Source organism: Prevotella sp. khp7 (assembly GCF_900109055.1).
Lineage (GTDB): Bacteria > Bacteroidota > Bacteroidia > Bacteroidales > Bacteroidaceae > Prevotella.
In genome coordinates, this window is sequence record NZ_FOIV01000003.1 from 464,469 (window position 1) to 489,673 (window position 25,205).

Annotated in this window: 31 protein-coding genes, 1 tRNA gene, 1 other RNA gene and 1 pseudogene; 22 read left to right on the forward strand and 12 right to left on the reverse strand. The window is 48.9% G+C overall.

The genetic code is table 11. From position 1 onward, the window contains the following. Positions 1–7: 7 nt before the first annotated feature. Complete coding sequence (locus BMX82_RS08790) at positions 8–796, reverse strand: polysaccharide biosynthesis/export family protein (protein WP_091767990.1); 789 nt, start codon at positions 794–796, stop codon at positions 8–10. A gap of 168 nt (positions 797–964) precedes the next feature. Here BMX82_RS08790 and ssrA point away from each other — a divergent pair. After that, positions 965–1,365: a transfer-messenger RNA gene (ssrA, locus tag BMX82_RS08795) on the forward strand. Between the two features lie 87 nt (positions 1,366–1,452). Here ssrA and BMX82_RS13300 read toward each other — a convergent pair. After that, positions 1,453–2,514, reverse strand: coding sequence for a rhodanese-like domain-containing protein (locus BMX82_RS13300; RefSeq protein ID WP_091767993.1), 1,062 nt, complete (start codon positions 2,512–2,514; stop codon positions 1,453–1,455). 365 nt (positions 2,515–2,879) lie between these two features. Here BMX82_RS13300 and BMX82_RS08805 point away from each other — a divergent pair, with 365 nt between their 5' ends. Both BMX82_RS08805 and BMX82_RS08810 read left to right on the forward strand, forming a co-directional pair. Then, positions 2,880–3,746, forward strand: a complete 867-nt coding sequence (locus tag BMX82_RS08805; RefSeq protein ID WP_143058352.1) for a hypothetical protein — start codon at positions 2,880–2,882, stop codon at positions 3,744–3,746. Positions 3,747–3,820: 74 nt separating this feature from the next. Then, positions 3,821–4,741 (forward strand): serine O-acetyltransferase, encoded by a 921-nt coding sequence (locus tag BMX82_RS08810; RefSeq protein WP_036911355.1) that lies wholly within the window; start codon positions 3,821–3,823, stop codon positions 4,739–4,741. Between the two features lie 45 nt (positions 4,742–4,786). Here the strand turns inward: BMX82_RS08810 and BMX82_RS08815 are convergent, their stop codons facing one another. Next, positions 4,787–6,058, reverse strand: a complete 1,272-nt coding sequence (locus BMX82_RS08815; protein WP_036911352.1) for an MFS transporter — start codon at positions 6,056–6,058, stop codon at positions 4,787–4,789. Further along, entirely contained in the window at positions 6,051–9,737 is a 3,687-nt protein-coding gene (locus BMX82_RS08820) for a DUF4922 domain-containing protein (RefSeq protein WP_081911071.1), read from the reverse strand. Before BMX82_RS08820 ends, BMX82_RS08815 begins: the two co-directional genes overlap by 8 nt. A gap of 135 nt (positions 9,738–9,872) precedes the next feature. Between BMX82_RS08820 and rlmN the strand changes: the two genes are divergently transcribed. From rlmN to secG, 7 genes are all read left to right on the forward strand, one after another. After that, positions 9,873–10,916, forward strand: a complete 1,044-nt coding sequence (rlmN, locus tag BMX82_RS08825; protein ID WP_091767996.1) for a dual-specificity RNA methyltransferase RlmN — start codon at positions 9,873–9,875, stop codon at positions 10,914–10,916. A gap of 20 nt (positions 10,917–10,936) precedes the next feature. Beyond that, positions 10,937–12,022: a PdxA family dehydrogenase gene (locus BMX82_RS08830; protein ID WP_036911348.1), complete on the forward strand. Its 1,086-nt coding sequence runs from the start codon at positions 10,937–10,939 to the stop codon at positions 12,020–12,022. Then, positions 12,019–13,023 (forward strand): lysylphosphatidylglycerol synthase transmembrane domain-containing protein, encoded by a 1,005-nt coding sequence (locus BMX82_RS08835; RefSeq protein WP_091767999.1) that lies wholly within the window; start codon positions 12,019–12,021, stop codon positions 13,021–13,023. The genes BMX82_RS08830 and BMX82_RS08835 overlap by 4 nt, the downstream gene beginning before the upstream one ends. Before the next feature lie 66 nt (positions 13,024–13,089). Continuing rightward, complete coding sequence (locus tag BMX82_RS08840) at positions 13,090–14,331, forward strand: sigma-54 interaction domain-containing protein (protein WP_091768020.1); 1,242 nt, start codon at positions 13,090–13,092, stop codon at positions 14,329–14,331. Between the two features lie 58 nt (positions 14,332–14,389). Next, a complete protein-coding gene (locus BMX82_RS08845) occupies positions 14,390–14,923 on the forward strand; it encodes an LptE family protein (RefSeq protein WP_051949752.1) in 534 nt (177 codons plus the stop codon). A gap of 6 nt (positions 14,924–14,929) precedes the next feature. Further along, positions 14,930–15,691 (forward strand): hypothetical protein, encoded by a 762-nt coding sequence (locus BMX82_RS08850; RefSeq protein ID WP_036911342.1) that lies wholly within the window; start codon positions 14,930–14,932, stop codon positions 15,689–15,691. A 5-nt stretch (positions 15,692–15,696) separates the two neighbouring features. Then, positions 15,697–16,098, forward strand: coding sequence for a preprotein translocase subunit SecG (gene secG, locus BMX82_RS08855; protein ID WP_036911340.1), 402 nt, complete (start codon positions 15,697–15,699; stop codon positions 16,096–16,098). Positions 16,099–16,184: 86 nt separating this feature from the next. Here the strand turns inward: secG and BMX82_RS13330 are convergent, their stop codons facing one another. Beyond that, positions 16,185–16,286, reverse strand: a complete 102-nt coding sequence (locus BMX82_RS13330; protein WP_410524413.1) for a DUF6486 family protein — start codon at positions 16,284–16,286, stop codon at positions 16,185–16,187. Between the two features lie 159 nt (positions 16,287–16,445). Here BMX82_RS13330 and BMX82_RS08865 point away from each other — a divergent pair. Together BMX82_RS08865 and BMX82_RS08870 are read left to right on the forward strand one after the other, a co-directional pair. Beyond that, positions 16,446–16,519: transfer RNA gene (locus BMX82_RS08865), tRNA-His, on the forward strand. Positions 16,520–16,900: 381 nt separating this feature from the next. Beyond that, entirely contained in the window at positions 16,901–17,101 is a 201-nt protein-coding gene (locus BMX82_RS08870; protein ID WP_091768024.1) for a hypothetical protein, read from the forward strand. Between the two features lie 18 nt (positions 17,102–17,119). Here BMX82_RS08870 and BMX82_RS08875 read toward each other — a convergent pair whose 3' ends face one another. Genes BMX82_RS08875 through BMX82_RS08885 form a run of 3 tightly spaced genes read right to left on the reverse strand, consistent with a single transcriptional unit; the run spans position 17,120 to position 18,006 of the window. Continuing rightward, positions 17,120–17,356, reverse strand: a complete 237-nt coding sequence (locus tag BMX82_RS08875) for a hypothetical protein (protein WP_091768027.1) — start codon at positions 17,354–17,356, stop codon at positions 17,120–17,122. Further along, on the reverse strand, positions 17,349–17,657 hold the full coding sequence (locus BMX82_RS08880; RefSeq protein ID WP_091768029.1) for a hypothetical protein: 309 nt from the start codon (positions 17,655–17,657) through the stop codon (positions 17,349–17,351). The genes BMX82_RS08875 and BMX82_RS08880 overlap by 8 nt, the downstream gene beginning before the upstream one ends. A gap of 4 nt (positions 17,658–17,661) precedes the next feature. Beyond that, complete coding sequence (locus tag BMX82_RS08885) at positions 17,662–18,006, reverse strand: winged helix-turn-helix transcriptional regulator (protein ID WP_091768032.1); 345 nt, start codon at positions 18,004–18,006, stop codon at positions 17,662–17,664. A gap of 298 nt (positions 18,007–18,304) precedes the next feature. On the opposite strand from BMX82_RS08885, the gene BMX82_RS08890 reads away from it, so the two are divergent. Genes BMX82_RS08890 through BMX82_RS08900 form a run of 3 tightly spaced genes read left to right on the forward strand, consistent with a single transcriptional unit; the run spans position 18,305 to position 19,666 of the window. Then, positions 18,305–18,760, forward strand: coding sequence for a cupin domain-containing protein (locus BMX82_RS08890; RefSeq protein ID WP_091768035.1), 456 nt, complete (start codon positions 18,305–18,307; stop codon positions 18,758–18,760). Between the two features lie 5 nt (positions 18,761–18,765). Further along, the gene (locus tag BMX82_RS08895) at positions 18,766–19,218 is read left to right on the forward strand and encodes a pyridoxamine 5'-phosphate oxidase family protein (RefSeq protein WP_255396584.1); all 453 of its coding nucleotides are present in this window, start codon (positions 18,766–18,768) and stop codon (positions 19,216–19,218) included. A gap of 28 nt (positions 19,219–19,246) precedes the next feature. After that, complete coding sequence (locus BMX82_RS08900; protein ID WP_218142020.1) at positions 19,247–19,666, forward strand: ester cyclase; 420 nt, start codon at positions 19,247–19,249, stop codon at positions 19,664–19,666. A gap of 42 nt (positions 19,667–19,708) precedes the next feature. On the opposite strand, the gene BMX82_RS08905 is transcribed toward BMX82_RS08900, so the two are convergent. Next, a complete protein-coding gene (locus tag BMX82_RS08905; protein WP_091768040.1) occupies positions 19,709–20,122 on the reverse strand; it encodes a secondary thiamine-phosphate synthase enzyme YjbQ in 414 nt (137 codons plus the stop codon). Positions 20,123–20,182: 60 nt separating this feature from the next. Further along, entirely contained in the window at positions 20,183–20,551 is a 369-nt protein-coding gene (crcB, locus tag BMX82_RS08910; RefSeq protein ID WP_091768043.1) for a fluoride efflux transporter CrcB, read from the reverse strand. A 195-nt stretch (positions 20,552–20,746) separates the two neighbouring features. Between crcB and BMX82_RS08915 the strand changes: the two genes are divergently transcribed. The 7 genes and pseudogenes from BMX82_RS08915 (at position 20,747) to BMX82_RS08940 (ending at position 23,358) form a co-directional block, all read left to right on the forward strand. Beyond that, positions 20,747–21,106 carry a hypothetical protein gene (locus tag BMX82_RS08915; RefSeq protein WP_091768046.1) on the forward strand — a complete coding sequence of 120 codons (360 nt, stop codon included), beginning with the start codon at positions 20,747–20,749 and terminating at the stop codon, positions 21,104–21,106. A gap of 127 nt (positions 21,107–21,233) precedes the next feature. Further along, the gene (locus tag BMX82_RS08920; RefSeq protein ID WP_091768049.1) at positions 21,234–21,407 is read left to right on the forward strand and encodes a helix-turn-helix domain-containing protein; all 174 of its coding nucleotides are present in this window, start codon (positions 21,234–21,236) and stop codon (positions 21,405–21,407) included. Between the two features lie 7 nt (positions 21,408–21,414). Continuing rightward, on the forward strand, positions 21,415–21,552 hold the full coding sequence (locus BMX82_RS13020) for a hypothetical protein (protein ID WP_177172061.1): 138 nt from the start codon (positions 21,415–21,417) through the stop codon (positions 21,550–21,552). A 15-nt stretch (positions 21,553–21,567) separates the two neighbouring features. After that, a pseudogene (locus tag BMX82_RS13235) lies at positions 21,568–21,792 on the forward strand (hypothetical protein); the annotation flags it as partial. Positions 21,793–21,813: 21 nt separating this feature from the next. Next, positions 21,814–22,056 carry a DUF4298 domain-containing protein gene (locus BMX82_RS13240; protein WP_091768588.1) on the forward strand — a complete coding sequence of 81 codons (243 nt, stop codon included), beginning with the start codon at positions 21,814–21,816 and terminating at the stop codon, positions 22,054–22,056. Next, complete coding sequence (locus BMX82_RS08935) at positions 22,049–22,597, forward strand: 3'-5' exoribonuclease domain-containing protein (protein WP_091768052.1); 549 nt, start codon at positions 22,049–22,051, stop codon at positions 22,595–22,597. Before BMX82_RS13240 ends, BMX82_RS08935 begins: the two co-directional genes overlap by 8 nt. Positions 22,598–22,611: 14 nt before the next feature. Beyond that, positions 22,612–23,358: an MBL fold metallo-hydrolase gene (locus BMX82_RS08940; protein ID WP_091768591.1), complete on the forward strand. Its 747-nt coding sequence runs from the start codon at positions 22,612–22,614 to the stop codon at positions 23,356–23,358. A 425-nt stretch (positions 23,359–23,783) separates the two neighbouring features. Here BMX82_RS08940 and BMX82_RS08945 read toward each other — a convergent pair whose 3' ends face one another. Both BMX82_RS08945 and BMX82_RS08950 read right to left on the reverse strand, forming a co-directional pair. Beyond that, positions 23,784–24,044 carry a hypothetical protein gene (locus BMX82_RS08945; protein ID WP_177172062.1) on the reverse strand — a complete coding sequence of 87 codons (261 nt, stop codon included), beginning with the start codon at positions 24,042–24,044 and terminating at the stop codon, positions 23,784–23,786. A gap of 293 nt (positions 24,045–24,337) precedes the next feature. Then, positions 24,338–25,195, reverse strand: coding sequence for a hypothetical protein (locus BMX82_RS08950; protein ID WP_143058354.1), 858 nt, complete (start codon positions 25,193–25,195; stop codon positions 24,338–24,340). Positions 25,196–25,205: the final 10 nt, after the last annotated feature.

Below are 25,205 nucleotides of genomic sequence, written 5' to 3' on the forward strand. Positions count from 1 at the left end.
TTTCTTCTTACTTGAAAATTGCTACTCCTAATGCTGTCAATACAGATGCCAGCGTGAGCCAGAAACTCAGCGTACGGCTCTCGTTGCCTGGCGTCTTCGACTGGCGAGCTTTCGTATCGTTGGCCTTCACGTAGATGACGTCGTTCTGCTGTATATAGTAAGCATCAGAACTGAAGATATCCTTGCCAGAGTTCAGGGATAGGTTGTATATTCTCTTTTCCTTGCCTATCTGACGTATCACCATCACTGAGTCGCGCTTACCGTATACATTGATGTCACCCGCCTTTCCTAATGCCTCAAACAGCGTTATCACATCTTTTTCTATCTGATAGTTGCCTGGCTCGTTCACTTCCCCCATCACGGTATAGGTCATGTTTGTTGTCTCTACCGTTACGTTGGCATCCTTTAGCAGTTCCGAATCGCGAAGTTTGTTCTGAATGGTCTCCTGTGCCTCAAAGCGTGTTTTCCCTGAAATGCTTATCTTGCCTGCTGAGGGCATGTCGATGCAGCCGTCAGGCCCTATGGTGTAGCCCATCATATAAAGACTCTGATCGGCAAGGCCGGCCTTCAGGTTGGTAATGATTCCCTTGTTGAAAAGGTTGCCCATCTCTGGATCCTTACTCCTCACGAGCACCGTTATCTGGTCGTTGGGTTGCAAGCGTATCGTACCATCTGTCGAAGTGGTTATCTGCTGCCCGTTCTGCAGGTCTTGCAGATAGTTGTAGTTTTTGGGCGTGGCGCACGATGCCATCAGTATCGCCCCTCCCGCCACTAATATCAGGTTTCTGATTTTCATTTTTTCGTTTTTTATTCATTAAAACGCTCTTGCGCGCGTAATTATTATAACTAGCGACTGCAAAATTACTAAAAATCTGTGAAAAAACTTGCTTATTCACAAAATAATCGTATCTTTGCACGCTGAAATCGCTAGTGAGCGCTTTTTCGCTACTACTTTTCAAGACTTGGGGTTGACTGGATTTGACAGCGGGTTGAGATGGTACGTAAGCACGCGGAGGCTTCTTGGTTCCCTCCATAATCTGAGTCAGGGAAAAATTAATTGGCGAAACACGTTACGCTCTCGCTGCCTAATCGAAGTACAGTAGATTACTGGCTTTATTCTCTTACAAGGTGAGAGAACGAGACGTCGCTCCGAGGATGTTGTTCCGAATCCAAAGATTCAGCGGCGCAGGTTAAATCGGAAATAGTCTGTTTGGGCTCCGACATTCAGATGAAATTTTTGGAGCTAAGGTCGCAGTTGGTGGTCCAGGTCTTGCTGCTACTCGAAAACCGAAGGCTGGAATAAGCGTGTAGAAAGCGTATGGTTTCCCTGTTTGGACGAGGGTTCGACTCCCTCCAGCTCCACAAGAATATCGTAAAGAGAGCCTCGTGAAGGCTCTCTTTTTTTGTGTTATTAGAAAGAAATATGGCTTTTTTCTTGGATTTAGTTAGCCGCTATTCGTAGTGGCGTATCCTCACGCCAATGCCGTCGGCCTGTAGCTCTGGGGGTAGGGATGTTACGTCTGTCTGACCGTAATGGTAGGGAAATACCGTCTTGGCTTTTACCATTCTGGCAGCCTTTGCCAACTGTTCTGGTGTCATCGTATAGGGCTGGTTACAGGGCAGGAATGCGATGTCGATGTCTTTCAGTTCCGCCATCTCTGGGATGTCTTCCGTGTCGCCTGCGATGTAGATCCGCAGACCGTCGATGGTCAGGATATAGCCGTTGTCGCGTCCTTTGGGGTGGAACTGAAGGTGCCCCTCTGTGTAGTTATAGGCAGGCACCGCCTCTACTTTCAGGTCGTCGGCCAGCGTCAGCGCGTCGCCGTTAGCCATCACCTCGCCATAGCCTATCATGTCGGCACAGCGCTTGTTGGTTATCAGTTTCGTGTTCTCTGTGGTGAGCAGGGCGATGGCCTCTTTATCGAAGTGGTCGCCATGCTCGTGAGTCACGAAAATGTAGTCGGCCTTTGGCATGGCCTGATAGTCGGTGGTGCGGTTGCCCAGCTTCGTCACCGGGTCTATCTCTATCTCCTTGCCGTCGTAAGTCATGCGGATACTTGCGTGGAGCAGGGCATATATCTTTACCTCTTTACCGCTTTTGGTATTAAAAACATCCATCTCGTACTTACTGGCTGCAACAGTCTCACGACCAGCCTCTTTCCATGCAATGATGCCTCCCAGCAGGTTGACACATTTGTAACCCTCGGCGGCCAGTCGGCCTGCTGCATTAGCCGAGCGTCGTCCGCTGCGGCAATATACGGCGATGGTCTTGTCCTTAGCCAGTGCCTGTTTGGCCTTCTCCATGAAATCGCCCTCAGCCTGGTCGATGTTCAGAGCCCCGGGAATGTGCCCCTCGTTAAATTCTTTTTCCGTTCTCACGTCGAGCAGTATTACGTCGCTGCTGCCTGTCAGCTTGGCGAATGCCTCTACGTCGGCATTTTCGAAAGTCTGTTGCCCACAGGCTGTCGTCAGCCCCATCGAGGCAAGTAATAGTGTGAAAATCTTCTTCATCATATTCAAAGCAATTCGTTTATCTTTCGTGTGGACTTAACTGTTTGCAAAGGTAAAAAAAATAATTGAATTGTGCAATAGTTCTCGTGTATATTTTATAAAAAACACATTGGGGCACCATGATTACAGACACAGTGTGGTATAACTGTTTCCGCTTCTGCTCGGAGGAAAGTGTGGGTTTGTGGCTTATAAACCTGTAGTTTGTTACGGGGAAAGTCTTTTATTACCAAGAAACGTTACTTTTTTATGGGTATTATGAAAATTTTCATTCCAAAATATTGTATAATTCAAAATTGTTTGTTACCTTTGCAAACGTAATAAGTAAAATGTAAAAAGCAAAAAAACTAAACAGACAAATGAGTATCAAAATGAAAAAAAACTTGTGTGTGCTGATTGTGCTGACGCTGCTGGTGTCAGCGTGTGAGAAGATGGTAGTTAACGATGAGGATGGCACGAATGATGCTAACGTGATGCTGCGCATCGTCAGCTATGAGCAGGCGTCGTTCCCTGCAAAAACGAAGGGGTCGATTGAGGATGTGTGTTCAAGGCTGTGTTTCCATATATATAACGATGTGGGCGAACGGGTGGCGTATGTGAATCAGAAAGTCGACGGCGATGGTTTCGGAAATGCCTATTTCACGCTAGAGAGGGGACATTATTATCTTATTGTAGTGGGGCATAGCGCCTCGAATAACCCTTCCTTCAGTAAAAACGAAAGGGTATCAATCTCAGGAAGTGATTTAGGCGACACCTTCTGGTGCGCTAGGGACTTGGAGATTGGTGACGAGGCTGTTGTGGAGGACCTGACGCTGAACAGGATTGTGTCGCGCATAAATATTATCCCAGTCGATAAGGCACCTGCGGAGATGAACCAGATGATATTCAGCTATAAAGGTAGCAAAGGAACGTTTGACGGACTGACGGGGTATGGAAGCACAAATACCAATCAGACCGTTGTGCAGGATGTGAATAGTGCTGACAAGCAATTTGGATTCTATATGATTCCGAGTGCGGAGAAAGATTCGATAGATCTTGCTATAAGGACTTATTCTGTAAATGAAAAGGGATCAGCTACCCCATTGACCGAGAAGAAAATCTCACGCCTCCCTGTCCAGCGTAACAGCGTGACGGTTTGTAAGGGTAATCTTTTCGACAATGAGAGCTCAGAGATGTTGGTTGAAATAATCGTCAGGATTGATGACGAGTGGGGGCCGGATATCGATTTTCCTTTCTGAAAATGACTCTGAAATAGAAAAAAGAACGAAATCTTTTGCGTTTTTACTCTTTTATTCGTACTTTTGCCACCGATATGGACAAAAAGAAACAGAATGAAACGCTGCGCAAGAACGTGGCACTGCTGTCGAAATACAGTGAGAATGAGGCTGGCATGATGCCTGCCACAGTGGCTCCGCTGCCCTCGGTAGAGCAGGTGAAGCTGATTGTAAAGCTGGTGAAAAGCATCATCTTCCCTGACTATTTTAACAAGCGACAGCCCGACGAGACCATACGTTCGTATTACATAGGTGTTCACATGGAGGAGCTTTTGACTCAGCTCACCAAGCAGATTGCCCACGGACTGCAGTTCTGTGAGGATTGTGAGCAGATGTACACCAAGGAACAGGTATATAACGAGGCTGAGCGATTGGCGCTGGAGTTTATCGACACGCTGCCAGAGATTAAGCGACTGTTGTATACCGATGTGCAGGCGATGTTTGACAACGACCCGGCTGTTTCGAACTATGGTGAAGTGATATTCTGCTATCCTGTCATGAATGCGATGACGCACTATCGTGTGGCCCACAGACTGCATGAGCTGAAGGTGCCCGTGATTCCAAGAATCATCACAGAGTTAGCTCATTCGAAAACGGGTATCGACATTCATCCTGGCGCGAAGATAGGCGAATATTTCTCGATAGACCATGGTACGGGTGTCGTGATAGGCGAGACGGCCATCATTGGCAACCACGTGAGTCTGTATCAGGGCGTGACGCTTGGTGCCAAGAGTTTCAAGTATGATGAGAACGGCAATATGCTGAATGTGCCGCGCCACCCGATTCTGGAGGATCATGTGACAGTTTACTCAAACGCCTCTATCCTTGGCCGCATCACCATCGGACACCACTCGGTGATTGGTGGTAACATCTGGCTGACGCATAGTGTACCGCCAAACTCGCGCATACTGCAGAGCAAGGCTGTTGACGCTGGATTCCAAGACGGTGCAGGAATATAATATGTGTAAGAATAAAGAAGGCTTCCAAGAACTGGAAGCCTTTCTTTATGCCTTTTTCTTTCCGAACTCTGGGTCTATCTTCAGTAGCGATGACACGAGGTAGGTAATGAGGCAGGAGAGTATTACGATGAGGAAGAACCCCTGATAACCTACACTCTCCTGAAGGGCTCCCGCAAAGAGCCCGGGTATCATCATCGACAGGGCCATGAAGGCGGTGCAGATAGCGTAATGGGCAGTCTTGTGCTCACCCTGACTATAATAGATAAGGTAGAGCATATAGGCTGAGAAGCCAAAGCCATAACCAAATTGCTCTAAGAAAATGCAGATGTTGATGACGATGAGATCAGTGGGCAGGGCACAGGAGAGGTAGACGTATACGATATCGGGTATCGTGATAGCCATCACCATAGGCCATAACCAGCGCTTCAGTCCGTCGCGGCTGGCGCAGATGCCGCCAAGAATGCCACCAAGTGTGAGACCAATGACGCCAACAGTGCCCTGAACAAGGCCGAACTCGCCGTCTGAGAGCCCTAAGCCGCCGTTTTTGGTGCTGTCAACCAGAAAAAGCGCACTCACTTTAGATAGCAGTCCTTCTGGCATGCGGTAGAACAGCATGAAGCAGATGCCTACCCACATTTGGGGCTTATGGAAGAAAGTGACCAGCGTGAGCCAGAACTCGCGTATGATGTCGCGGGCTGTCTTCTGTGTCTTCTCACCATCCTCGGCAGGGCGTGGTAGAGCCCAGTTGTGGTAAAGCCACAGGGCGATGAAGAGGCCCGCTACCAGGTAGAATACAAGGCTCCACGAGTACTGGATACTGCGTGTGAGCACCTGAAGGGCGCCAGCCAAACCAACCAGCAAACCAGATGAGAAGATGGTGGCTATGCGATAGAATGTGGAACGTATGCCTACGAAATAGGCCTGCTGGTGCTGGTTGAGCCCCAGCATATAAAAACCGTCGGCTGCAATGTCGTGGGTGGCGCTCGAGAAGGCCATCAGCCAGAAGAAAGCCAGTGAACCTTGCAACCAGAAAGGACCAGGAATAGTGAATGCGATGCCTGCTAGGGCGGCGGCAATCAGTATCTGCATGGTGATAATCCACCAGCGCTTGGTGCGCAACATGTCAACAAAAGGGCTCCACAGAGGTTTGATGACCCAAGGCAGATAGAGCCATGAAGTGTAGAGCGTGATGTCGGTGTTAGACAAGCCGAGGCGCTTGTAGATGATGACCGAGATGGTCATAACGGCCACGTAAGGCACGCCTTCGGCAAAATAAAGGGTGGGCACCCAAGCCCAGGGGGATTTTTGTTTACTCATATAGACGTTCTATTTGTGCATTGCGATAATAGAAAAGAAGAATCTCGTCATAGCTCTTGCCCTGTTCGCCCATCACGGCGGCACCAATCTGGCAAAGACCCACACCGTGTCCCCAGCCCTTGCCGTGAAGGATGAAACGCCCGTTCTGCTTCTCCACCTCAAAGGCAGAGCTCATAAGGTGACTCTCGCTGAGTGCGCGACGTATCTCAAGTTCCTTACCGATGGTGAATGTTTTCTTTGTGCCAACAATCTTGAGGCGCCAGATGCGGCCGCTCTTACCGCGATCGAGGGGGACAAGGTCCTCGATAAGTCCGAAATCGTCTTTCAGCTTACGGTTCACGAGTTCTGAAAGCTGCTCCTGCGTGTATTCCACCGTCCAACGATAGAAGTCGGGCGTCTCCTGGTCGAAATCGTTGAGAACCTGCGAAAGGATATGCTTGTCGCTGGTGTTGCAATAAGGGTCGCTGAAGCTCACAAGATAAGGTTTGGGCGTGTCTTCCCAACAATATTGGAACTCTTCTGTCTCGCCACCGCAGCATTTATGGAAACGGGCATCGCAGATTTCGCCGTCGTAGGCCAATACCTGACCTCGAGTTTCGCGAATGGCCTCCTCAACATGTTTATTGCTGGCCTTGGTGATACCCTGATAGCGCTGACAATGGTCGTCGGCACATACGTCGAAGATAGTATGATCTTCGCGGTCGTACCAGCGGATAAGCTCATCGTCTTTCTTGATAAACGAGAAGAAACTGTCAGTTCCTTCCTGATGCTTCTGGCGCTTCTCCATCTGAGCCAGTAGCCATGAACGTGATATGACGGCATGAGCCTTCAGAAACTCGAGTGATGATGTTGCCGACATCTCGCTGGAGATGACGCTGGTGAGATACTTTTCTGCTGGCAACTCGTTGATTGCCACTATTTTATCAGCCTCTACGACAATGCGCAGGGTGCCTTCGAAGGTTTGTGTCTCCTTGCGCTCCCAATGGAAGTTGACACCGATGGTGACATCTTGCAGAGAGAACGATGCATTGCCTTCCTGTGGCCTGAAGGTGAGGTTACGATAGAGTGTGCCTCGCCACAGAATGCCGCCCTCGGAGAACTTAACGGTCTGCTCGCCAGTGATGACCTCGCCTTTGGCGATATAAGGGCTGTTGAGCGAGAACGATATTTTGTCGGCAGTGATGATGCCAACGCTGACGCTAGGTTCTTTCTGAATAGAGAGTTGGGCGTTGAGCATGGGGCGCTTCTCGGGCTCACTGCTCTTCAGGTTAGCGATGACCTGCTGCAACTCGTCATGTGTCAGCGATACCTCCTTTAGAATGTCGAGCACCATTTCCGGTGTGATGCGCTCGAAATCTTCCTGACGCGGAGTGATGATAAGTCCCGCCATGTCGAGTGCTCCTGGAGATATGATGAACTGAGCGTCGCCATCAGCATAATAGCAGTCTGGTCGATGCTTGCGACGTGGGAATACTACCGAAAGATACTCGTCATCGTGGCGCCAGCTCACGATGTTCATCATAGGTTCTGTCTCGTCTTCACGCTGCGGCAGAGCTTCGTAGAGGCGTCGGAACAGTTGTTCGTCGCCATACTGTGAACGGCTGCGGATAAGCAAAGCAGGACAGAGATATTCGTCAATCAGCGATATGCCCTCATCCTCGTTAAGACTGATAATCGGCGTAAGGTTGTGACTCAGTCGCTTCCACGACATCTGCAATGGAAGAATGCCGCTGGTACCTGCTTGGAAATGAGCATGGTCGGGGGCTGAGGCTCCACATTTCGGACCGTTGTAGAACACCATGAGTTCTGGATACTCCCCAAGTATCTTGTGAATCTTGCCGTAAGCCTCGCGAATGAGCTGTGGCTCATGCTTCACGCTGGGAATGGTGAAGTGGATGGGCAGGATGGGGAAGGGATTGACCAGCAGATCATACTGACTGTCGATAGATTTCTTGAGCTGTTCCTTGGGACGGTTGCGCTCGCAGAGGAAACAAGGGCGCTCGGCAATGGCCTTCTTGTCGATGCTGGCTCCTGTTGACACCATGCGGGCAGGATTCCACTGTACATGGATGTTCGATGCCCCCATGACGAGTTCGCGGCTCTTGGCGTTGCGCAGATCATGATAGCGGTTCCGTGCATCGTCCCACTTCTCGAGCTGGCGGTTGAAAAAGCGCAGCAGTGGTGAGTCGTTCATCAGCTCCTGCTTGCCCTGCAACATCTGTTGGCGTGCCATAATCTCGAGTGTGCGCAAACGGTCTTTGTAGAGGTTGTTGGCGTTGACCTTATCGATACTCAAGGCAGCATCGCTGTTGCCTCCCCAGCGTCGACAGAGATAGAGCTCGCTGAAAATGCGGCCTATTCGGTAGTGGCGTGAGAAGATGAGCCCCAGGGCATAGTCCTCACCATACGATGTATTGGGAAATCGTACTTGGCGCAGCAAAGGGGTGAAGAAGGCACGCGGAGCGCCCAGTCCGTTGATGCGCAAAGCGTTGTTGGGCCCATTCTCGTCAGTCCACTCGTGGTGGTCTATCAAGCCTGGCGGTAGGGTGTTCAGCTCGAAGTCGCACATGCGATAAGAGCCAATCACCATAGCAGCGTTCTGCTTATAGAAGCAGTCTACTATCTGCTGCAGTGTCTTGGGCGAAGAATAGAGGTCGTCGGAATCCAATTGAACGGCAAAGCGTCCGCAGTGGTCGTCGTTGATGGCCTGGTTCCAACAGCCGCCAATGCCCAGATCCGTGCGCTCTGGAATGATATGCACCAGTCGCTCATCGTGGAAGGAACGCAGCAGCTCCGTGGTTTTGTCCGTAGAGTGATTGTCAACGACGATGACGTTGAACTTGAAGTTGGCTTTCTGCCCCAGAGCGCTGTTCACCGCGTCGCAGATAGTTTTCTCGCGGTTGTAAACGGGGATGATGACAGAGGCCTCGAACTCGAACTCCTGTTCGTTGAAGTCTGGGCGACGATAGAAAGAAGGGTCTATCTTAGCGCCTATTTCAGCCAGATGAGCTGTGGCCGCATGTTCCATTTCAACCTGCACGTCGCGGTTGGCAGGGTTCACGTAGTCGAATTGCTTCACGCCAGAGGCTCGGGTATCCGTCTCCTCTTCTGTGTAGAGTTTCTCATTGATGTGGAACAGCTGACCGTTGCGACTCAGAAAGAGGCGCAGGGCATAGAGCCCGGCGTGGCGATAATCGTGCTCACCAGCCTGCATGGCGAAGGTGTGGAGCAGAGACGTCTTGATCAGCCACAGCGAACCGAAATCGAAATCGTCGCGTATACTGCCCTTCTGATAGTCGATGACGGGGTGATCCTGTCGCTTGGCTTCGGTGATGTCGTAGTGGTCGGCATAGACCATGGCGGCATCAGAGTCAGAGGCAATGCGCAGCATGCGGTCGAGGGCTCCGTCGCCCATCTGCAGCTGGCGAGGCTTCGTCTGTAGCAGCACATAGTCGGCCTGTGCGTTTTCGGCAATGCTGGCAATGGTATTGCTGCTGCAGAGATTGTCGACGAGAATCTGTTTGCAGTCAGAGAGGGTTCTGGCGTCCTTGTCTGAAAGCGATTCTGTGACAAGCAGATAGATATGTTGAATAGTCTTGCTGCCTCTCAGTTGCGAAACAGTGTGCTGAGTGGCCTGAATGTCGTCGCAAGGCAAAAAACAGTCAATTTTTTCTCTCATGGGGTGTATTTAGTCGTTTATTTAAGGTGCAAATTTCGCATAATTTTTCGAGAATACCAAATAAATGAATGGAAAATCCAAATAAATTTGGTATTTCACTTGGTAATTCGTACCTTTGCAGCAAATTTGAAATCAATGAACATCGAAAAGAAAGTTTTGCTTGGCATGTCGCTCGAAGAACTGAAGGCTGCTGTGAAAGAGCTGGGTATGCCCCAGTTTACGGCCGCCCAGATAGCGAAGTGGCTGTATCAGCAGCACGTGAGGAGTATCGATGATATGACCAATATCTCGAAAGCCAACCGCGAGCGGCTCTCTGAGCAGTATGCTGTCGGCACGATGGACCCCATAGACTGTCAGCGCTCCAAAGACGGCACCATCAAGTATCTTTTCCCTGTAGGCGACGCTTCGAAATTCGTAGAGACGGTATACATTCCTGATGGCGACAGAGCCACGCTCTGCGTATCGTGTCAGGTAGGTTGTAAAATGAACTGCCTGTTCTGTCAGACGGGTAAGCAAGGTTTCGAGGGAAGTCTGACGGCTGGTGACATCCTGAACCAGATTTATGCGCTGCCAGAGCGTGAGACGCTGACCAATATCGTGTTCATGGGACAAGGAGAGCCGATGGATAACCTCGACAACGTGTTGCGTGCCACAGAGGTGCTGACGCAGGATTGGGGCTATGCATGGAGCCCTCGCCGCATCACGGTGAGCAGTGTGGGCGTAAAGGGCAAACTGAAGCGTTTCCTTGATGAGAGCGAGTGCCATGTAGCCATTTCGATGCACTCGCCGCTGCCCGAGCAGCGCCAGCGGCTGATGCCTGCCGAGCGCCAGATGTCAATCACCGAGGTTGTCGACTTGCTGAAGCAATATGATTTCACCCACCAGCGCCGCTGTTCGTTTGAATACATCTGCTTTGCCGGACTCAACGACACCACCACTCACGCCCGTGAGATCGTGAAGCTGTTGCAGGGCTTGGAATGCAGGGTGAATCTAATCCGTTTCCACGAGATACCAGACGTAGACCTGCCCGGTGCCGACGAGAAACGTATGGAGGCGCTGCGGGATTATCTGACGAAGCACGGTGTCTTTACAACCATACGCGCCAGCCGTGGTCAAGACATCTTTGCCGCGTGTGGCTTGCTGTCGACGGCCGCCAAGGGAGGGCTGAAAGAGAAATGATAAAACGATAATTGACAAATATGGAAGATAGAAGAATTCGCGTGGCCATCACGCACGGAGATACCAACGGCATAGGCTATGAGGTGATATTCAAAACGTTTGAAGACCCCATGATGCTTGAGCTCTGTACACCTATTATATATGGCTCGCCCAAGGTGGCAGCCTATCATCGTAAGGCACTGAATCTGGATATTCCGTTCAATGCCATCAATAATGCCGAGGAGGCCCGCGAGGGGCGTCTGAACGTGTTGGCTGCTTTCGACGATGACGTGAAGGTGGAGTTCGGTCAGCCCACGGACGAGTCGGCAGAGGCAGCTCGTAAAGCTGTGCAGCGCGCCAAGGAAGATATGGTGAAGCGACTCTACGATGTGCTGGTGATGGCACCCGTGAAGCCGAACCCCAATCCTTCGAAAGACGACAAGGCACTGCTGCTGATGGTGTGCGATGCCGTACGTATCGGTTTGGTAACCAGTCGCTTGCCTATCAAGGATGTGCCTCAGTCGATTACTGTGGAAAGGCTGGTCGATAAGGCCGTTATCTTCCATCAGAGTCTGAAGCGCGATTTCCGCATCTCCAACCCCCGTATCGCCGTGCTGGCGCTGAATCCTCAGGAGGGCGCTGAAGAGAATGAAATCATCCGTCCCGCCATCGAGGCGATGGAGAAAGAGCATGTTCAGGCCTTTGGCCCCTACATAGCCGACGACTTCTTCGGCAATAATCTGTATGAGCAGTTCGATGGTGTTCTGGCTATGTTCGACGATCAGGCTGTGGCGGCCTTCGACACCCTTGCTCAGGAGTATGGCGTTAAACTGAAGGCGGGCATCACCGCCATCTGTGCTACCCCCGACCACGGTCCTGCTTTCGATATTGCCGGACAGGGTGTCGCCAGCGAACACTCGCTGCGTCATGCCATCTATACGGCCATCGACATGTATCGCAACCGCATCAGCTATGATGCACCTTTTGCCCATCCGTTGCCGAAACTCTATCATGAGAAGCGCGAAGACGGCGATAAGGCCCGTTTTGCCATGCCCAAGGCCAAGGACCTGTTCAAGAAACCCCAGCCAGGAGCGCAGCCTGCTGCTCCTGCTGAAACGAAGGAATGAAGAAGAAATACCAGAACGGCTTTTTCATCTTCGGTCTGATAGTGCTGATCGTGATGGTGACACAGCTCGACTTCCACGAAGTATGGGCTGGCGTCAGGCATGCCGGCTACTGGTTTCTCGCCGTGATAGCCCTCTGGGGCGTGCTCTACATGCTCAACACCGCCTCGTGGTATATCATTATCAACAGCATCGGCAACGAGCATGGTGTGTGCCGTAAGTGCAAGGTGGGCTTCTGGTGGCTCTATAAGATCACCATCTCGGCCTTTGCGCTCAACTATGCTACGCCAGGCGGACTGATGGGCGGCGAACCCTATCGCATCATGTCGCTCTCGCCGAAGATCGGCGGTCAGAAAGCTTCGTCGTCGGTCATCCTTTTCGTGATGACCCACATCTACAGCCATTTCTGGTTCTGGCTGCTCTCGGTGCCTCTCTACCTGTTCACACAGAAGATGACCCCCATCACCTATATTCTGCTGCCCATCATCGCAGCCGTGGCTTTGTTGGCTATCTGGTTCTTCCAGCGGGGCTATCGTAAAGGTATTGCCGTGACGGGTATGAAGCTGTTGAGCCACTTCCCGATGGTGAAGAAGTGGGCTCAGCCTTATGTGGAGCGCAACAAGGATAAGCTGGCCGAGGTCGATGCTCAGATAGCGGCGCTTCACAATCAGAATCCCCGCACGTTTGTCGCTGCCGTGCTGCTCGAACTCGGCTGCCGTCTGTTCTCCACGCTCGAGATATACTTCATCCTGCTGGTCATCATGCCTGAGGTGACGATACCTCAATGCGTGCTCATCTACGCCTTCACCACGCTTTTCGCCAACATGCTCTTTTTCATGCCTCTGCAACTGGGTGGCCGCGAGGGCGGTTTCCTCATGTCTACCGAGGGACTCAGCCTGTCGGCTCAGGCGGGCATCTTCGTGGCGCTGCTGGTGCGTGTGCGCGAACTCATCTGGACGGCCGTCGGCTTGGCGCTGATCAAGTTCGACAAGCGCGAAAAATGATATTTGTGTTAAAATTCTGCCAAAATTGCAGATAATTCAGAAATAATATGTAATTTTGTCAGCTCAATGAAGACTTCTGAACTTCAGACAATCAAACAGCGGTACAACATCGTAGGCAACTGCGAAGCGTTGAACCATGCGCTCGACGTCGCTCTGCAAGTGGCGCCGACCGACCTTAGTGTGCTCATCGTCGGCGAGAGCGGAGTGGGTAAGGAGATTATCCCCCGTGTGATACACGACAATTCTCCCCGCCGCCGCGAGAAGTATTTCGCCATCAACTGCGGTTCCATCCCCGAGGGTACCATCGACTCCGAACTGTTCGGCCACGTTAAGGGCTCGTTTACGGGCGCAATCAACGATTCGCCAGGCTACTTCGGTGTGGCCAACAAGGGTACGCTGTTCCTCGACGAGGTGGGCGAACTGCCGCTGGCCACTCAGGCCCGCCTGCTGCGAGTGCTCGAGACGGGCGAGTATATACCCGTAGGAGCCACCGAGGTGCGCAAGACCGATGTGCGCATCGTGGCAGCCACCAATGTGAATATCCGTCAGGCCATCAGCGAGGGCCGCTTCCGCGAGGACCTCTACTATCGCCTGAACTCGATACCCATCCAGATACCGCCTCTGCGCGACCGTGGCGAGGACATCGTATTGCTGTTCCGCCTGTTTGCTATGCAGATGGCCGAGAAGTACAAGATGGACCGCGTGGTGCTCGACGAGGGCGCCAAGCAGCTGCTGATGAAGTATAAGTGGCCCGGCAACGTGCGCCAGCTGAAGAACATCACCGAGCAGATCAGCATTCTCTCGCCCGAACGCAACATCACGGCAGCCATGCTGAGCCAGTTTATTCCGCAGGACCAGGAGACCACCCAGCTGGCCACCATCCATCGCGAGGGCGACCACTCGTTTGAGAACGAACGCGAGATACTCTACAAGATACTCTTCGAACTGCGCGGAAACGTGAACGACATGCGCCGCGAGATGGGGCTGCTGAAAAAGCAGCTCGACGACGTGCAGGGCACAAGAGCAGCAGGCGCGGGCACGCAGATATCAGGAGGCACCCAGTTGGCGCCGATACAGCCCATCAGCCATATGCAGCCCATGCAGCCGATGGCCGAGGACGCCTTTGCCGAGGAGTATGTAGAACCCGAACGGGAGCCCGAGAACCTGAACCTGAACGACGTGAGCAAGCAGATGCTCGAGAAAGCCCTGGAGCGCAACCACGGCAACCGCCGTAAAGCCGCGCAGGAGCTGGGCATCAGCGATCGCACGCTCTACCGCAGACTGAAGCAGTATGGACTCGACAGCTGAGCGGGTGGGGTGGAAAGTAAGAAGAAAAAGTAAAAAGATGAAAGATAAGATTTTCTCAATGATAAGGCAATCCGGTGTTGGCAGAAAACTGTGCCAGGTTCTACCCCTTTACCTTGTTGCCCTTTTACTTTTATCCTGCTCCGTGAGCTATAAGTTCAACGGCGCCAGCATCGATTATAACAAGACTAAAACCATCCAGATCGCCGACTTTCCCGTGCGCTCCAGCTATGTGTGGGCACCTATGGGGTCGATGTTCAACAACCGTCTGAAAGACGAGTACGCCAGCCATACCAAGCTGGAACAGGTGAAACGCAATGGCGACCTGAAGATAGAGGGCGAAATCATCCGCTACGAGCAGCGCAACAAGGCCGTCAGCGCCGAGGGCTACTCAGCCTCTACCGAGCTCTCGATCACCGTCAACGTGAGGTTTACCAACAATACAAACCACGCTGAGGACTTCGAACAGCAGTTCACGGCTCAGGAGAGCTACGACTCAACCCTCTCGCTCAACTCCGTACAGGAGGAACTCGTAGGCAAGATGTTCGATGCCATCATCGACCAGATATTCAACGCAACCGTAGCCAACTGGTAAGAAAGAATGGAGAGAATAACCGAGCTCATCAAGCACCCCGAACGCTTAGACCGCGACACGCTCTACGAGTTGCGCTCTACGCTGGCACTCTATCCCTACTACCAGACGGCGCGCCTGCTGCTGCTACAGAATCTCTTCCTGCTCCACGACCCCACGTTCGACGAGGAACTGCGCCGTGCAGCCATCTACATCACCGACCGCCGCGTGCTGTTCGACATGATTGAAGGCCGACACTACCAGCTGCGCCCAGCCCAGAAGCCCGCCAGCGCTCCCGCCGCCGAGCCCCAGGGCACCAGCCGCACAATCTCGCTGATTGACAACTTCCTCGGCTCCATACCCAAAGACGACGAAGAGCCCAAGAAAGCCAAACGCAAGCCCACACCAGCCGATGCCGCCATCGACTATGTTGCCTATCTGATGGAGAGCGAACCCGAGGGCGAACCGATGCCTGGCGAGCTGCCTCAGATGCCTGGACAAGACCTGATAGACTCGTTCATAAATTCTGACAAGGGGCGCATCATACTCAACGAAGGTCCGCTGCTGACGCCTCAGACCGAAACAGAGCCCGATACACCCGAAGAAGAGGTTGGAGAAGAGTACTTTACCGAAACTTTGGCCCGAATTTATGTTAAACAAGGCAGATATTCGAAAGCCCTTGAAATAATTCAGCGATTAAGTTTGCAATTTCCGAAAAAAAATGCTTACTTTGCAGACCAAATACGCTTTTTAGAGAAGCTGATAATAAATAATAATAAAAAAATAAAGTAAAAAAGATGTACACATTATTTGTAATTTTCATCGTGATTGCAGCCCTGCTCATGATTGGCATCGTGCTCATTCAGGAATCAAAGGGAGGCGGACTTGCTTCTCAGTTCTCTGGTTACAACCAGATCGGCGGTGTCCGCAAGACCACCGACTTCATCGAGAAGGCCACATGGGGCCTTGCTGCCTTCATGGTAGTGATCAGCGTGGCTTGTGCTTACGTAGCTCCTCAGGCCAGCGGTAGCGGCTCTGTAATGGAGAACTACCAGGCTCCTGCCACCAATCCAAACAACCTTCCCGGTTTCGGTGCAAGCCAGCAGCCCGCTAATGCCGCCCAGCCCGCAGCTCCCGCTGCCGAGGCTCCCGCAGCTGAGGCTCCCGCAGCTGAGGCTCCCGCCCAGCCTGCAAAGTAAAATCCTGCAGTTCCTGAAATCACTGTAAGAGGTTAACAAAAAGTCCCCGGACGTTCACCATCCGAGGACTTTTTTCTTTTCTCACCCTACACACTCATGCAGCTCGTTGTGCCGAGGGCGGTCAATACGGCTGTTGCAATGGTGGCAATCAGAAGGAATGCCCCTGTCGGCCGTTGAGGTCGGTGCAGGGGCTTTTCTTCGAATCACGGGGAGCATTGACATTGGTGGAAAAGGGAAAAAACAACTTTCACTGAAAAAAATCAGCGAAAAGTTTGGCAGTCTCGAAAAATCTGACTACCTTTGCACCCGCAAAACCAGCAAGCGTGGTTTTTCACACTGCGTAAATGGTGCCCGTAGTTCAGTTGGTTAGAGCGTCAGATTGTGGTTCTGAATGTCGTGGGTTCGAGTCCCACCGGGCACCCTCATAAAACCTTGTAGGTCAATAACTTACAAGGTTTTTCTTTTTATCCTTAAATTAAGATGTTAACTTAAATTTAACTTAAATTCCAACGGTTTTATGTTAAAACAGGAAATATTGGCGCAAAATTGGCGCAAAATCAAATTTAGAATCTTTAGATAGAAACCAGTTACAAATATCTGATTCTTAAGTAATTACATCATTACAAAATACCAAGAAATCGACTTATATATTATATCTAAAACATTTTGCGCCAATTTTATTTCCAAAAATGGTAATCATATCCAAAAGTGGAACTACTAAAATAAGACTCACGCATTATCAAAAAGATATATAAACTACTGATTTTCAAGACTTATCAATAACCAAGCATGACATTCAGACGTGTATTCTGAATGTTGCGACACTCAGACACTCCGTAAGTTTATTGATACAAATATTTCAGGCTCATACGACATTTCTTTCCAGATAGCCGATTATGAACGACTCTATCCGCTGCTGGCAGAAACGGAATTCCCAAACAAGCTGATTATGAATTGTTGGCCAGATAAGTTCTTAGCCTTGCTAAGCGACAAAGGTCAATGACTTCGATTATTTAGGCATTCAAAGATAGAATGCGAATTTCGATCCTTTTGCGCCGACGCCCTCGTAGTCGGCAGTAATTGAGAATTGGCAGCAGAGATTGCCGATGGCATCATCATCGAGGGTGACAGTCAATTCCAGTTCGATTGCCATGCGTCGCTCGCTGTAACTGAGATTCCAGATACATTCGCCCAGAACGGCATTCACTACCGTTCTGATTTCATCCTGAGTGCGCCAGATGGAATCAAAGTCAGTCATAATACTCAATCTTCAATTCCTCGCTGATGTCAATGTTGTCGTGGAAATTATCATCGTAGGTATAGACAAGCCGCAATCCACGATAGACTGACGGCACTTTCAACGTATCAAGCAGATGCCATTTCGGTCTGCCGAAGTCGTAGGATTCCCTGTCGAGCAGGATGCGGTTGGTGGTGTAATCGAAATGATAATAGCCGCCACCGATGCATTGATCTTCTGGCTTCAGCAGGTCTTTATGCTGATTGACCATACCAAGACGGAAATATCCATCCATTGTGATGATAAACTTAGGTAGTGCCATACGCTCAGTCCGTTACTACCTCATCAAAATGCTCCTTACCCCAATCGATGAGGGCTGTGAGGACAGGCATCAATGATTTGCCTGTATCTGTTAGGGAATACTCCACCCGTGGGGGAACCTCTGGATAAACCTCGCGATGCACCAGATGACTCTGCTCCAGATTCTTCAGCGTCTGCGAAAGCATCTTCTGGGAACAGTCTGTCATCAGGCGACGCATCTCATTGAAACGAAGGATGCCAGTTTCGCTAACGTGGAGCTGATAAAGCACCAACATTGACCACTTGTCGCCAAAGCGACTTATCACATTACGTATCGGACAAGCCAGATACTCTGCCTGTATATCTGCCATAACTCTAGAATTTTCGGCAAGGACAGTGCAAGCCGAACGCAATCGAGCTTGCTCGAATTGCTGAGACGCAGCCTGTTCTCGCGCTGTTTACAGCGCAAAGGTAGCAAATAGTTACCAACTTACGACATTATACTATGTTAATCTGAGTTAAAGTGGTTTCCGCGGAAGTGCGATAACATCCCAATTCCTACTTTTTGGTAACTATCTCACCAAAAAGTGCCTTCTTGTGGGAATGATTTTTTCGCTGTACCTTTGCAGCGTCAAAACGAACAAATAACATTTTAAACGAATAAGAATTATGAAACAGATTGAGACAATTAAGAGTGGAAAGAACTTCAGCGCAGTAAGCGTAGGTAAGATGAGTGAGATTATCGAGCACGTGCTCCCCATGGGACCGAACGTAACCATTCAGGGCAAGGTGTTCGCAGGTCAGGCCGTAGGTGCAACTGGTAGCGAACTGAGTTTCCAGACACTCATTCCTGGTCAGGACAGTGGTTTCCTGCACACCCACAAGACTCACGAGGAACTTTACTTCATCCTGAAGGGTGAAGGTCAGTATCAGGTAGATGGTGAGATTTTTCCAGTCAGCGAAGGTACCATCATCCGCGTCGCTCCCGATGGCAAGCGTGCGCTGAAGAACACGGGCAGTGAGAACCTGACTATGCTCTGCATCCAGTACAAGGCCAATGCCTTCACCGAGGCTGACAGTCCCATGACTGATGGTGTCATCCTGCAGGAAGAACTGAAATGGTAAGCGAGATGTTCGACAAAGCAATTCAGTTTCTGAAAGACCACAAAGAGATTGCCCTTGCAACGTGCGAGGGCAATCTTCCTAAGTTGCGCATCTTCCAGATCATGAAGCAGGAAGGGCATGTGCTCTACTTTGCCACTTCTGTACAGAAGGCAGTCTATCGGGAGTTACGCCAGAATCCCAATGTTGAGATACTGGCCTACGCAGATAATATATCCGTTAGATGTTCAGGGATGGTGAACTTCAATGTGGAGGATGATGTAAAGCGATGGATATACGAGAACAATCCCGTACTGCCCCGTCTTTATACGAGCTATGACCAGATGGAATATTTCTGTCTGCCAATAGCTGAGATGGACTATTACGATTTATCTCCGACACCGCCCGTATTCCAGCATTTCGACCTCATTGCAGGCGAGGTTGGACAAGGTTTCGTAGGCGAGAGATTCAAGGACAATTAATTTTTTTCATTTTATAACAATCCAAGATATGAATACAAACAGACAACTTATTGAGCAATTCCTTCAGTTTATCAACACAGGAGATGCTGCCATTGGCAAACCGATTATTAGTGACGACGTTATCTTCTACGCTCCTACTTCACCAGAGCCAATGAAGGGCTTTGAGGGGTATATGGGTGTGCTGGCTATGATGCGTGGCGCAATGCCTGATATTCAATGGAAGATAGAGGAAACCATTTCCGAGGGTGACAAGATTCTGGTGCGCTACACAATGACAGGCACACAGACGCAACCACTGATGGGCATGCCCGCCACAGGCAAGAAAATCTGTGTAACGGCCATGAATATCTATGAATTCAAGGATGGAAAGATTATCCGTGAGCATGGCTTACCTGATATGTTCTCACTCCTAATGCAACTTGGGGTGATTCCTGCTCCAGGACAGTAAAAAAATCCGCAATCTCAATAAGGTTGCGGATTTTTTATATTCTTATTCGCCTATGATTGTCACTACCAACTCCCTGGAACCACCATAATTGCGGTACTCGCAGAAGTAGATGCCCTGCCAGGTTCCCAGATTCAAGCGTCCGTCAGTAATGGGAATAGTGGGGCTGACACCGCTCAATGTTGACTTGGCATGAGCAGGCATATCGTCTGCACCTTCCAAGGTATGCTCATACTCTGGACGATTCTCTGGTACGAGACGATTAAAGATGGTCTCCATATCCACCCTTACGTCGGGGTCTGCATTCTCATTGATACTCAGTCCACAACTCGTATGCTTACAGAACATGTTGATGATACCAGTCTTTGGCAGTTGGGGCACTTGTCGCATGATTTCGCTTGTTACCAAGTGGAAACCGCGACGCTTTGGAGTCAGTGTAATTTCTATTTGTTGTACCATATCTTTGTTTTTCTGTTAACCTCATCTACAGCATTTGTGAGTGCATATCGTGTCATGCAGCTATCCTCTCATTACATGGTTTGATAGTATCATACCACCCCAGACGGCAATAACACCGATAAAAACGCTGGCACCAACATAGAGTGCTGTTAGCAGGATATCACCGGCTTTCACCATGCTAAAGGACTCGTTGGCAAAGGTGCTGAAGGTCGTGAAACCGCCACAGAATCCTGTCACGAGTAGCAGTTTCAATTCAGGTGACAACATGCCTTTGCTCACTAATCCTACCAGTAATCCAATCAGCAGTGAACCAAGAATGTTGACCGTGAAAGTACCCCAAGGAAACGAGGTGTTCAACGAAGAAACCAGGTACCTTAATACCGACCCAACGGCTCCACCAAGAGCTATCAATAACAGATTCCGAATCATGATGATTTGTAATTTTGCTGCAAAAGTACGAAAAATCCAGTAATAATCTGAATTTTTGTCATTGGAGTATTATCTGAATGTGCTCCTTTTATGCATTTATTCTCAAAATAGTTCTGCAAAGATACTGATTTTCCTGCTTTTTGTGTTAATTTTGCACGCAGATTTAGTTGAATTAAGGTAATTACAAACAGAAGGATGGACGTAACAGAACTGTATGACGAAGAGAATCTGCAGATGCAGCTCGAAGACCGTTGGGAGAACTTTGGCAGTCTGGATGGGATTGTAGATACAGAAGACCCATATATGCTGCAAGGTGCACCAAGGTTTGAACTGTCGGAGAAAATATACAGTTTGCTTGATCATGCGCTGACTGATGACGAGAACCTGCTGCTTCGCCAGATACTTGGCATGGGCAGCAAGCAACGTTCCGTGAAGGAACTGGCCCGACAGCATGGAATTACCCCACAAGCACTCCAGAAGCAACTTGTGATGATTGTCAACAAGCTGCGCCATCACGACGATTCCATTCAACTTTGGAAGTATTTGCATAGATAGGAATCAGGATATCTTTATGTGGTGTATTTCCTAAATAATCACAATCTTTCTCTTTGTATTGTTACGATATGAAGTTTAATTCGTATATTTACGCCGCAATATTGCATACTTACTAAAACAACAGCTTATGAAAGAAAAAGTATTAAATGCTATGCGCGAGGCTGGGAAGCCCGTATCGGCAGGTGATGTGACAAAAGCTCTGGGCGTTGACCGCAAAGAAGTGGACAAAGCTTTTGCAGAATTGAAGAAGGACGGTGCCATTGTGTCACCCGTTCGTTGTAAGTGGGAACCAGCAAAATGAATGGCTTATGGCAAAGAAGATTATGATTATCGATGGAGGTGTAAGAAAGAATTTCAATACGGCCTCTATGTTACAGGCATTTGCTGAAGGGGCAAAGTCAGTAGGCAGTGATATGGCTGGTCGTAAGATGGCAGAAAACATATAATCATTGAGACTATTGATGACTGTTGACACCAGCAATATGTGCTCGCACTTGCAGCGGAAACTGTTTGAAGAGGATGGTATCTATCATCCTCTTTGGTTAGCTATGCAGGACGATGCAGAGTTGACGGCGGTAGTCCGTTCACGACAGCTTCACATCTATCGTAGTGGTCAGAAGGTGTTGGTGTTGGCAGGGAGGTCTGCACCCAAGGTTATCAGAGAGGACTCAATCTGTAAGCTTTTACAAATTGAGCGAATCAAGTGGATGGAGCAACGCTTCAATAAAGCCTTGGCTGCCATTAAGGATGGGGCAGCTGTTTCGTTGAAGGCTGTTAAAGCAGATGTGGCCGAACTCAGCAAATACTATGGCAGCGATTTGTGGAAACAGGACTTAGCTGCTGATGAGGCTGGGATTCTCCCCTCCGACTTGAAACGCGGAGTACTGTCAGAAGATGGTCTTTGGAATCTTCTCTCAGATTATCGTGAAATACAAAATAAAAATGCTTAGAGACTTCATCGCCATCGATTTTGAGACAGCCAATCAGGAACCATCGAGTGTCTGCTCGGTGGGAGTAGTCATGGTTCGTGACGGTCAAGTTGAAGACTCGTTCTACAGCCTGATACAGCCGGAACCTAACTACTATTCCTATTGGTGTCAACGAGTGCATGGTATCACCCAGATAGAAACAGACGATGCACCAGTGTTCCCTAAAGTGTGGAAACAGCTGGAGGAGCGCATCGCAGATATATTCTTCTCAGGCCAAGAACTTGACGATGCCCGATATCAGATAGCCGCCCTACCATTTGTGGCTCATAATGCCCGTTTCGACGAAGGCTGCCTCAAAGCCGTTTTCAGAGTCTATCAGATGGATTATCCAGATTACCGTTTCTATGATACTCTGACAGCCTCACGCCGTCAGTTTGGTCATTCGTTGCCCAATCACCAACTGCATACCGTAGCAGCCGCTTGTGGCTACAACCTCGAGAATCATCACCATGCTCTGGCCGATGCTGAGGCCTGTGCCGCGATAGCCTTGTTTCTGTTGTAAGTATGGCATCAAGCATGACATTGACCTACGTATTTCACAGCAGCTTCGTCCTTGAAACAGAAAAATCCATCCTGATATTTGACTATTGGGTGGATTTGAATGGTGTTGTGTCCCCGTTCCTGAAGAAGAATAAGCCTGTTTACGTATTCTCCAGTCACTTCCATGAAGATCACTTCAATTCTGCTATCTTCGAGTGGAGACAGCAGCATGAGAATATCACCTATATACTATCCAAGGACATTTATAAACATCGGAGAGCCCGGAAGGAAGAAGCTGACGTATGGCTGGCAAAGGGCGGTACATGGTTCGACGACACTTTGACGGTCTGGGCATTAGGCAGTACCGATAGCGGCGTGTCTTGGATTGTAGAGACAGCAGGTAAACGAATCTTCCATTCTGGCGATTTGAACAACTGGTATGCGAGGTTCTTGTCTGAAGCCAAGCCTGGGGAAACTATCTATAGTGAGGAGTTCGACGAAGATATTGACCCGATAGCCCATGAGAAGCAGTATTTAGGCGAACTGAAGGTTATTCGCAAGATTGCTGATAGTTTCGACGTGGTGATGTTCCCTGTTGATGGTCGCATAGGTAATGGCTATACCCTTGGAGGCCGACAATTTATTGAGCGCTTCAAGGTCGGCCTTTTTGTACCCATGCACTTCGTGGCCAGCGGTTTTAAGTCAGCTTGGCGAATGAAGGAGTTTACGGATGAAAAAAGTATTTCATTCTGGGAAATCACCAAAGAGGGCGAAAAAATATAATTATAATGTTTTTTATATTTCCTTATTGAAATATGGAATAAAATTACTACCTTTGCATCAGCATCGTCATTTAGGAGATGGTGACGGCATCTGGGTTCGAATCCCAAAACGGTGTAGAGAATATGTTTAACATAATAATAATGTAGTTATGAAGAGATTTTTATTTTCTGAGTTGACTACATTTATCAAAAATGTTAAGTCAACCTTTAACAGGGTTGTTTCAGTTGCAATGGACAATATCTTATATATTGTCATTAGCTTTGGTGTGGGGGCTAAATTTGCAGAAATTTATAACGCAGGTTTTGTGATGCCTCTATCCTTTTATACAGATACAGGACTTGATGTCCTTGCTATCTATGGGTATTTACAATACCAAAATGCAACAAACATGTTCCCTAGGCGCAGGTTTTCATCCTGCGCTTTTTTTAATGGTTGTATCTCCTATAATTATCGTCTAGCGCCTTGGCTACAACGCCGACGAATGACTGGCCGATGTTATCAGCCAGGAAGTCGCGGAGGTTGAGGACTGAGGAGTAATACTTTCGAGAGAACCATTTTTTAGCGACACGACGCTTTTCACGACCGATATCCCCGTGGTTGCCACGGGGAATTTCTTTTCCTGTGCCGAAGTCTTGCCACAGACCGTATTCGAGGAAGGCCTGTGACAAGCCTATCCAGGAAATCAAGGACTGAGGTGGCTTGCTGAATCTGCCTCGTACTTAGAGCCACTTCCGGCTCTTCTTTTCTCTTAATGAGGAAACGGTGGCGAGGCAGAGTGGCCAGCACCTTCAGGCCGTTCCACTTCATGAGGCAGAGTGTCTTGACCTCTGCTGCAGACAAGTCACGTGCGAATAGTCCATAGACCATGAACAGCTGCTTGTCCGATAGATCTGCCCAACTGGTGGGCAATGAGATATTAAAAACTGCTTCCATACTGCAAAGGTATAGAAGCAGATAATATTGTGAAAAAGACAAAATATTATTTCTTTTTTGTATAACCAAGGATGTTTTCAACAAAATCCAAAATAACGAACTCTGCGACTTTCTTTATTTCATCAGGAGTATGTTTATTCCAGCGTGGATCGTATGATTTGAATGTTGTAATACGTACAACATATTGGTCTAATATTTCTTGATAATCATACCATTTTTTATTTTCACTCTTTGCCTTTTTAAAGTCTATTGCATCTTTCCCTTTTAAATCAATACCCCAGAGGTTTTCTTTAACTATAGATAATGGCTTAAATGTAGATAAATCTGTGTGGTCTATTTGAGGCTGATATGGTTTGGGCTGAGTATAACCAATAAGGAGAGGATTACCATTTGAATCCTCTTCTACGATTGGAATACCAATGTTATTTAGTGAATGTATGTAATGATGACATTTATCACATAAGGTGACTAAACAATCATCTTGATAGTCCCATAAGTTTCTGTTTCGATAGTATATTTTATGGTGGACATTCAATCTTGGCATAGTAATATGATACCCAGATAGTAAATCGAAATTGATTGTGAAATCGAATTCTCTTACATGAATTTGATAACTACTGGGTGGCATATATTGATGATAGGTCTCATACTCACCTTGTTGAATATACATAAGCCCACCTTGCATTGGGTTAAATGTATGGCATAATTGACATGTATAATTATCACGTGCTTTGATTGAATTGCTTTTCTCTATCCATCTTGGATCTTCATAACCAGATTGCTTTTCTTCAACTATGGGCAAATCCTTTTTTGCAAAATCTTGATAAAGGATTTGGTCTACTGACTCTGCCTTTATTTCTTGAGGAGATTTGTCGCCTTTGATAAAACTGAATTCTTTATCCATGAAGTATGTA

What these genes read in the sequence shown, in the direction of transcription:
- BMX82_RS08790 (WP_091767990.1), bottom strand. Translation starts at nt 796, where the DNA reads ATGAAAATCAGAAACCTGATATTAGTGGCGGGAGGGGCGATACTGATG.
- BMX82_RS13300 (WP_091767993.1), bottom strand. Translation starts at nt 2,514, where the DNA reads ATGATGAAGAAGATTTTCACACTATTACTTGCCTCGATGGGGCTGACG.
- BMX82_RS08805 (WP_143058352.1), top strand. Translation starts at nt 2,880, where the DNA reads ATGAAAAAAAACTTGTGTGTGCTGATTGTGCTGACGCTGCTGGTGTCA.
- BMX82_RS08810 (WP_036911355.1), top strand. Translation starts at nt 3,821, where the DNA reads ATGGACAAAAAGAAACAGAATGAAACGCTGCGCAAGAACGTGGCACTG.
- BMX82_RS08815 (WP_036911352.1), bottom strand. Translation starts at nt 6,058, where the DNA reads ATGAGTAAACAAAAATCCCCCTGGGCTTGGGTGCCCACCCTTTATTTT.
- BMX82_RS08820 (WP_081911071.1), bottom strand. Translation starts at nt 9,737, where the DNA reads ATGAGAGAAAAAATTGACTGTTTTTTGCCTTGCGACGACATTCAGGCC.
- rlmN (WP_091767996.1), top strand. Translation starts at nt 9,873, where the DNA reads ATGAACATCGAAAAGAAAGTTTTGCTTGGCATGTCGCTCGAAGAACTG.
- BMX82_RS08830 (WP_036911348.1), top strand. Translation starts at nt 10,937, where the DNA reads ATGGAAGATAGAAGAATTCGCGTGGCCATCACGCACGGAGATACCAAC.
- BMX82_RS08835 (WP_091767999.1), top strand. Translation starts at nt 12,019, where the DNA reads ATGAAGAAGAAATACCAGAACGGCTTTTTCATCTTCGGTCTGATAGTG.
- BMX82_RS08840 (WP_091768020.1), top strand. Translation starts at nt 13,090, where the DNA reads ATGAAGACTTCTGAACTTCAGACAATCAAACAGCGGTACAACATCGTA.
- BMX82_RS08845 (WP_051949752.1), top strand. Translation starts at nt 14,390, where the DNA reads ATGATAAGGCAATCCGGTGTTGGCAGAAAACTGTGCCAGGTTCTACCC.
- BMX82_RS08850 (WP_036911342.1), top strand. Translation starts at nt 14,930, where the DNA reads ATGGAGAGAATAACCGAGCTCATCAAGCACCCCGAACGCTTAGACCGC.
- secG (WP_036911340.1), top strand. Translation starts at nt 15,697, where the DNA reads ATGTACACATTATTTGTAATTTTCATCGTGATTGCAGCCCTGCTCATG.
- BMX82_RS08875 (WP_091768027.1), bottom strand. Translation starts at nt 17,356, where the DNA reads ATGACTGACTTTGATTCCATCTGGCGCACTCAGGATGAAATCAGAACG.
- BMX82_RS08880 (WP_091768029.1), bottom strand. Translation starts at nt 17,657, where the DNA reads ATGGCACTACCTAAGTTTATCATCACAATGGATGGATATTTCCGTCTT.
- BMX82_RS08885 (WP_091768032.1), bottom strand. Translation starts at nt 18,006, where the DNA reads ATGGCAGATATACAGGCAGAGTATCTGGCTTGTCCGATACGTAATGTG.
- BMX82_RS08890 (WP_091768035.1), top strand. Translation starts at nt 18,305, where the DNA reads ATGAAACAGATTGAGACAATTAAGAGTGGAAAGAACTTCAGCGCAGTA.
- BMX82_RS08895 (WP_255396584.1), top strand. Translation starts at nt 18,766, where the DNA reads ATGTTCGACAAAGCAATTCAGTTTCTGAAAGACCACAAAGAGATTGCC.
- BMX82_RS08900 (WP_218142020.1), top strand. Translation starts at nt 19,247, where the DNA reads ATGAATACAAACAGACAACTTATTGAGCAATTCCTTCAGTTTATCAAC.
- BMX82_RS08905 (WP_091768040.1), bottom strand. Translation starts at nt 20,122, where the DNA reads ATGGTACAACAAATAGAAATTACACTGACTCCAAAGCGTCGCGGTTTC.
- crcB (WP_091768043.1), bottom strand. Translation starts at nt 20,551, where the DNA reads ATGATTCGGAATCTGTTATTGATAGCTCTTGGTGGAGCCGTTGGGTCG.
- BMX82_RS08915 (WP_091768046.1), top strand. Translation starts at nt 20,747, where the DNA reads ATGGACGTAACAGAACTGTATGACGAAGAGAATCTGCAGATGCAGCTC.
- BMX82_RS08920 (WP_091768049.1), top strand. Translation starts at nt 21,234, where the DNA reads ATGAAAGAAAAAGTATTAAATGCTATGCGCGAGGCTGGGAAGCCCGTA.
- BMX82_RS13020 (WP_177172061.1), top strand. Translation starts at nt 21,415, where the DNA reads ATGGCAAAGAAGATTATGATTATCGATGGAGGTGTAAGAAAGAATTTC.
- BMX82_RS13240 (WP_091768588.1), top strand. Translation starts at nt 21,814, where the DNA reads ATGGAGCAACGCTTCAATAAAGCCTTGGCTGCCATTAAGGATGGGGCA.
- BMX82_RS08935 (WP_091768052.1), top strand. Translation starts at nt 22,049, where the DNA reads ATGCTTAGAGACTTCATCGCCATCGATTTTGAGACAGCCAATCAGGAA.
- BMX82_RS08940 (WP_091768591.1), top strand. Translation starts at nt 22,612, where the DNA reads ATGACATTGACCTACGTATTTCACAGCAGCTTCGTCCTTGAAACAGAA.
- BMX82_RS08950 (WP_143058354.1), bottom strand. Translation starts at nt 25,195, where the DNA reads ATGGATAAAGAATTCAGTTTTATCAAAGGCGACAAATCTCCTCAAGAA.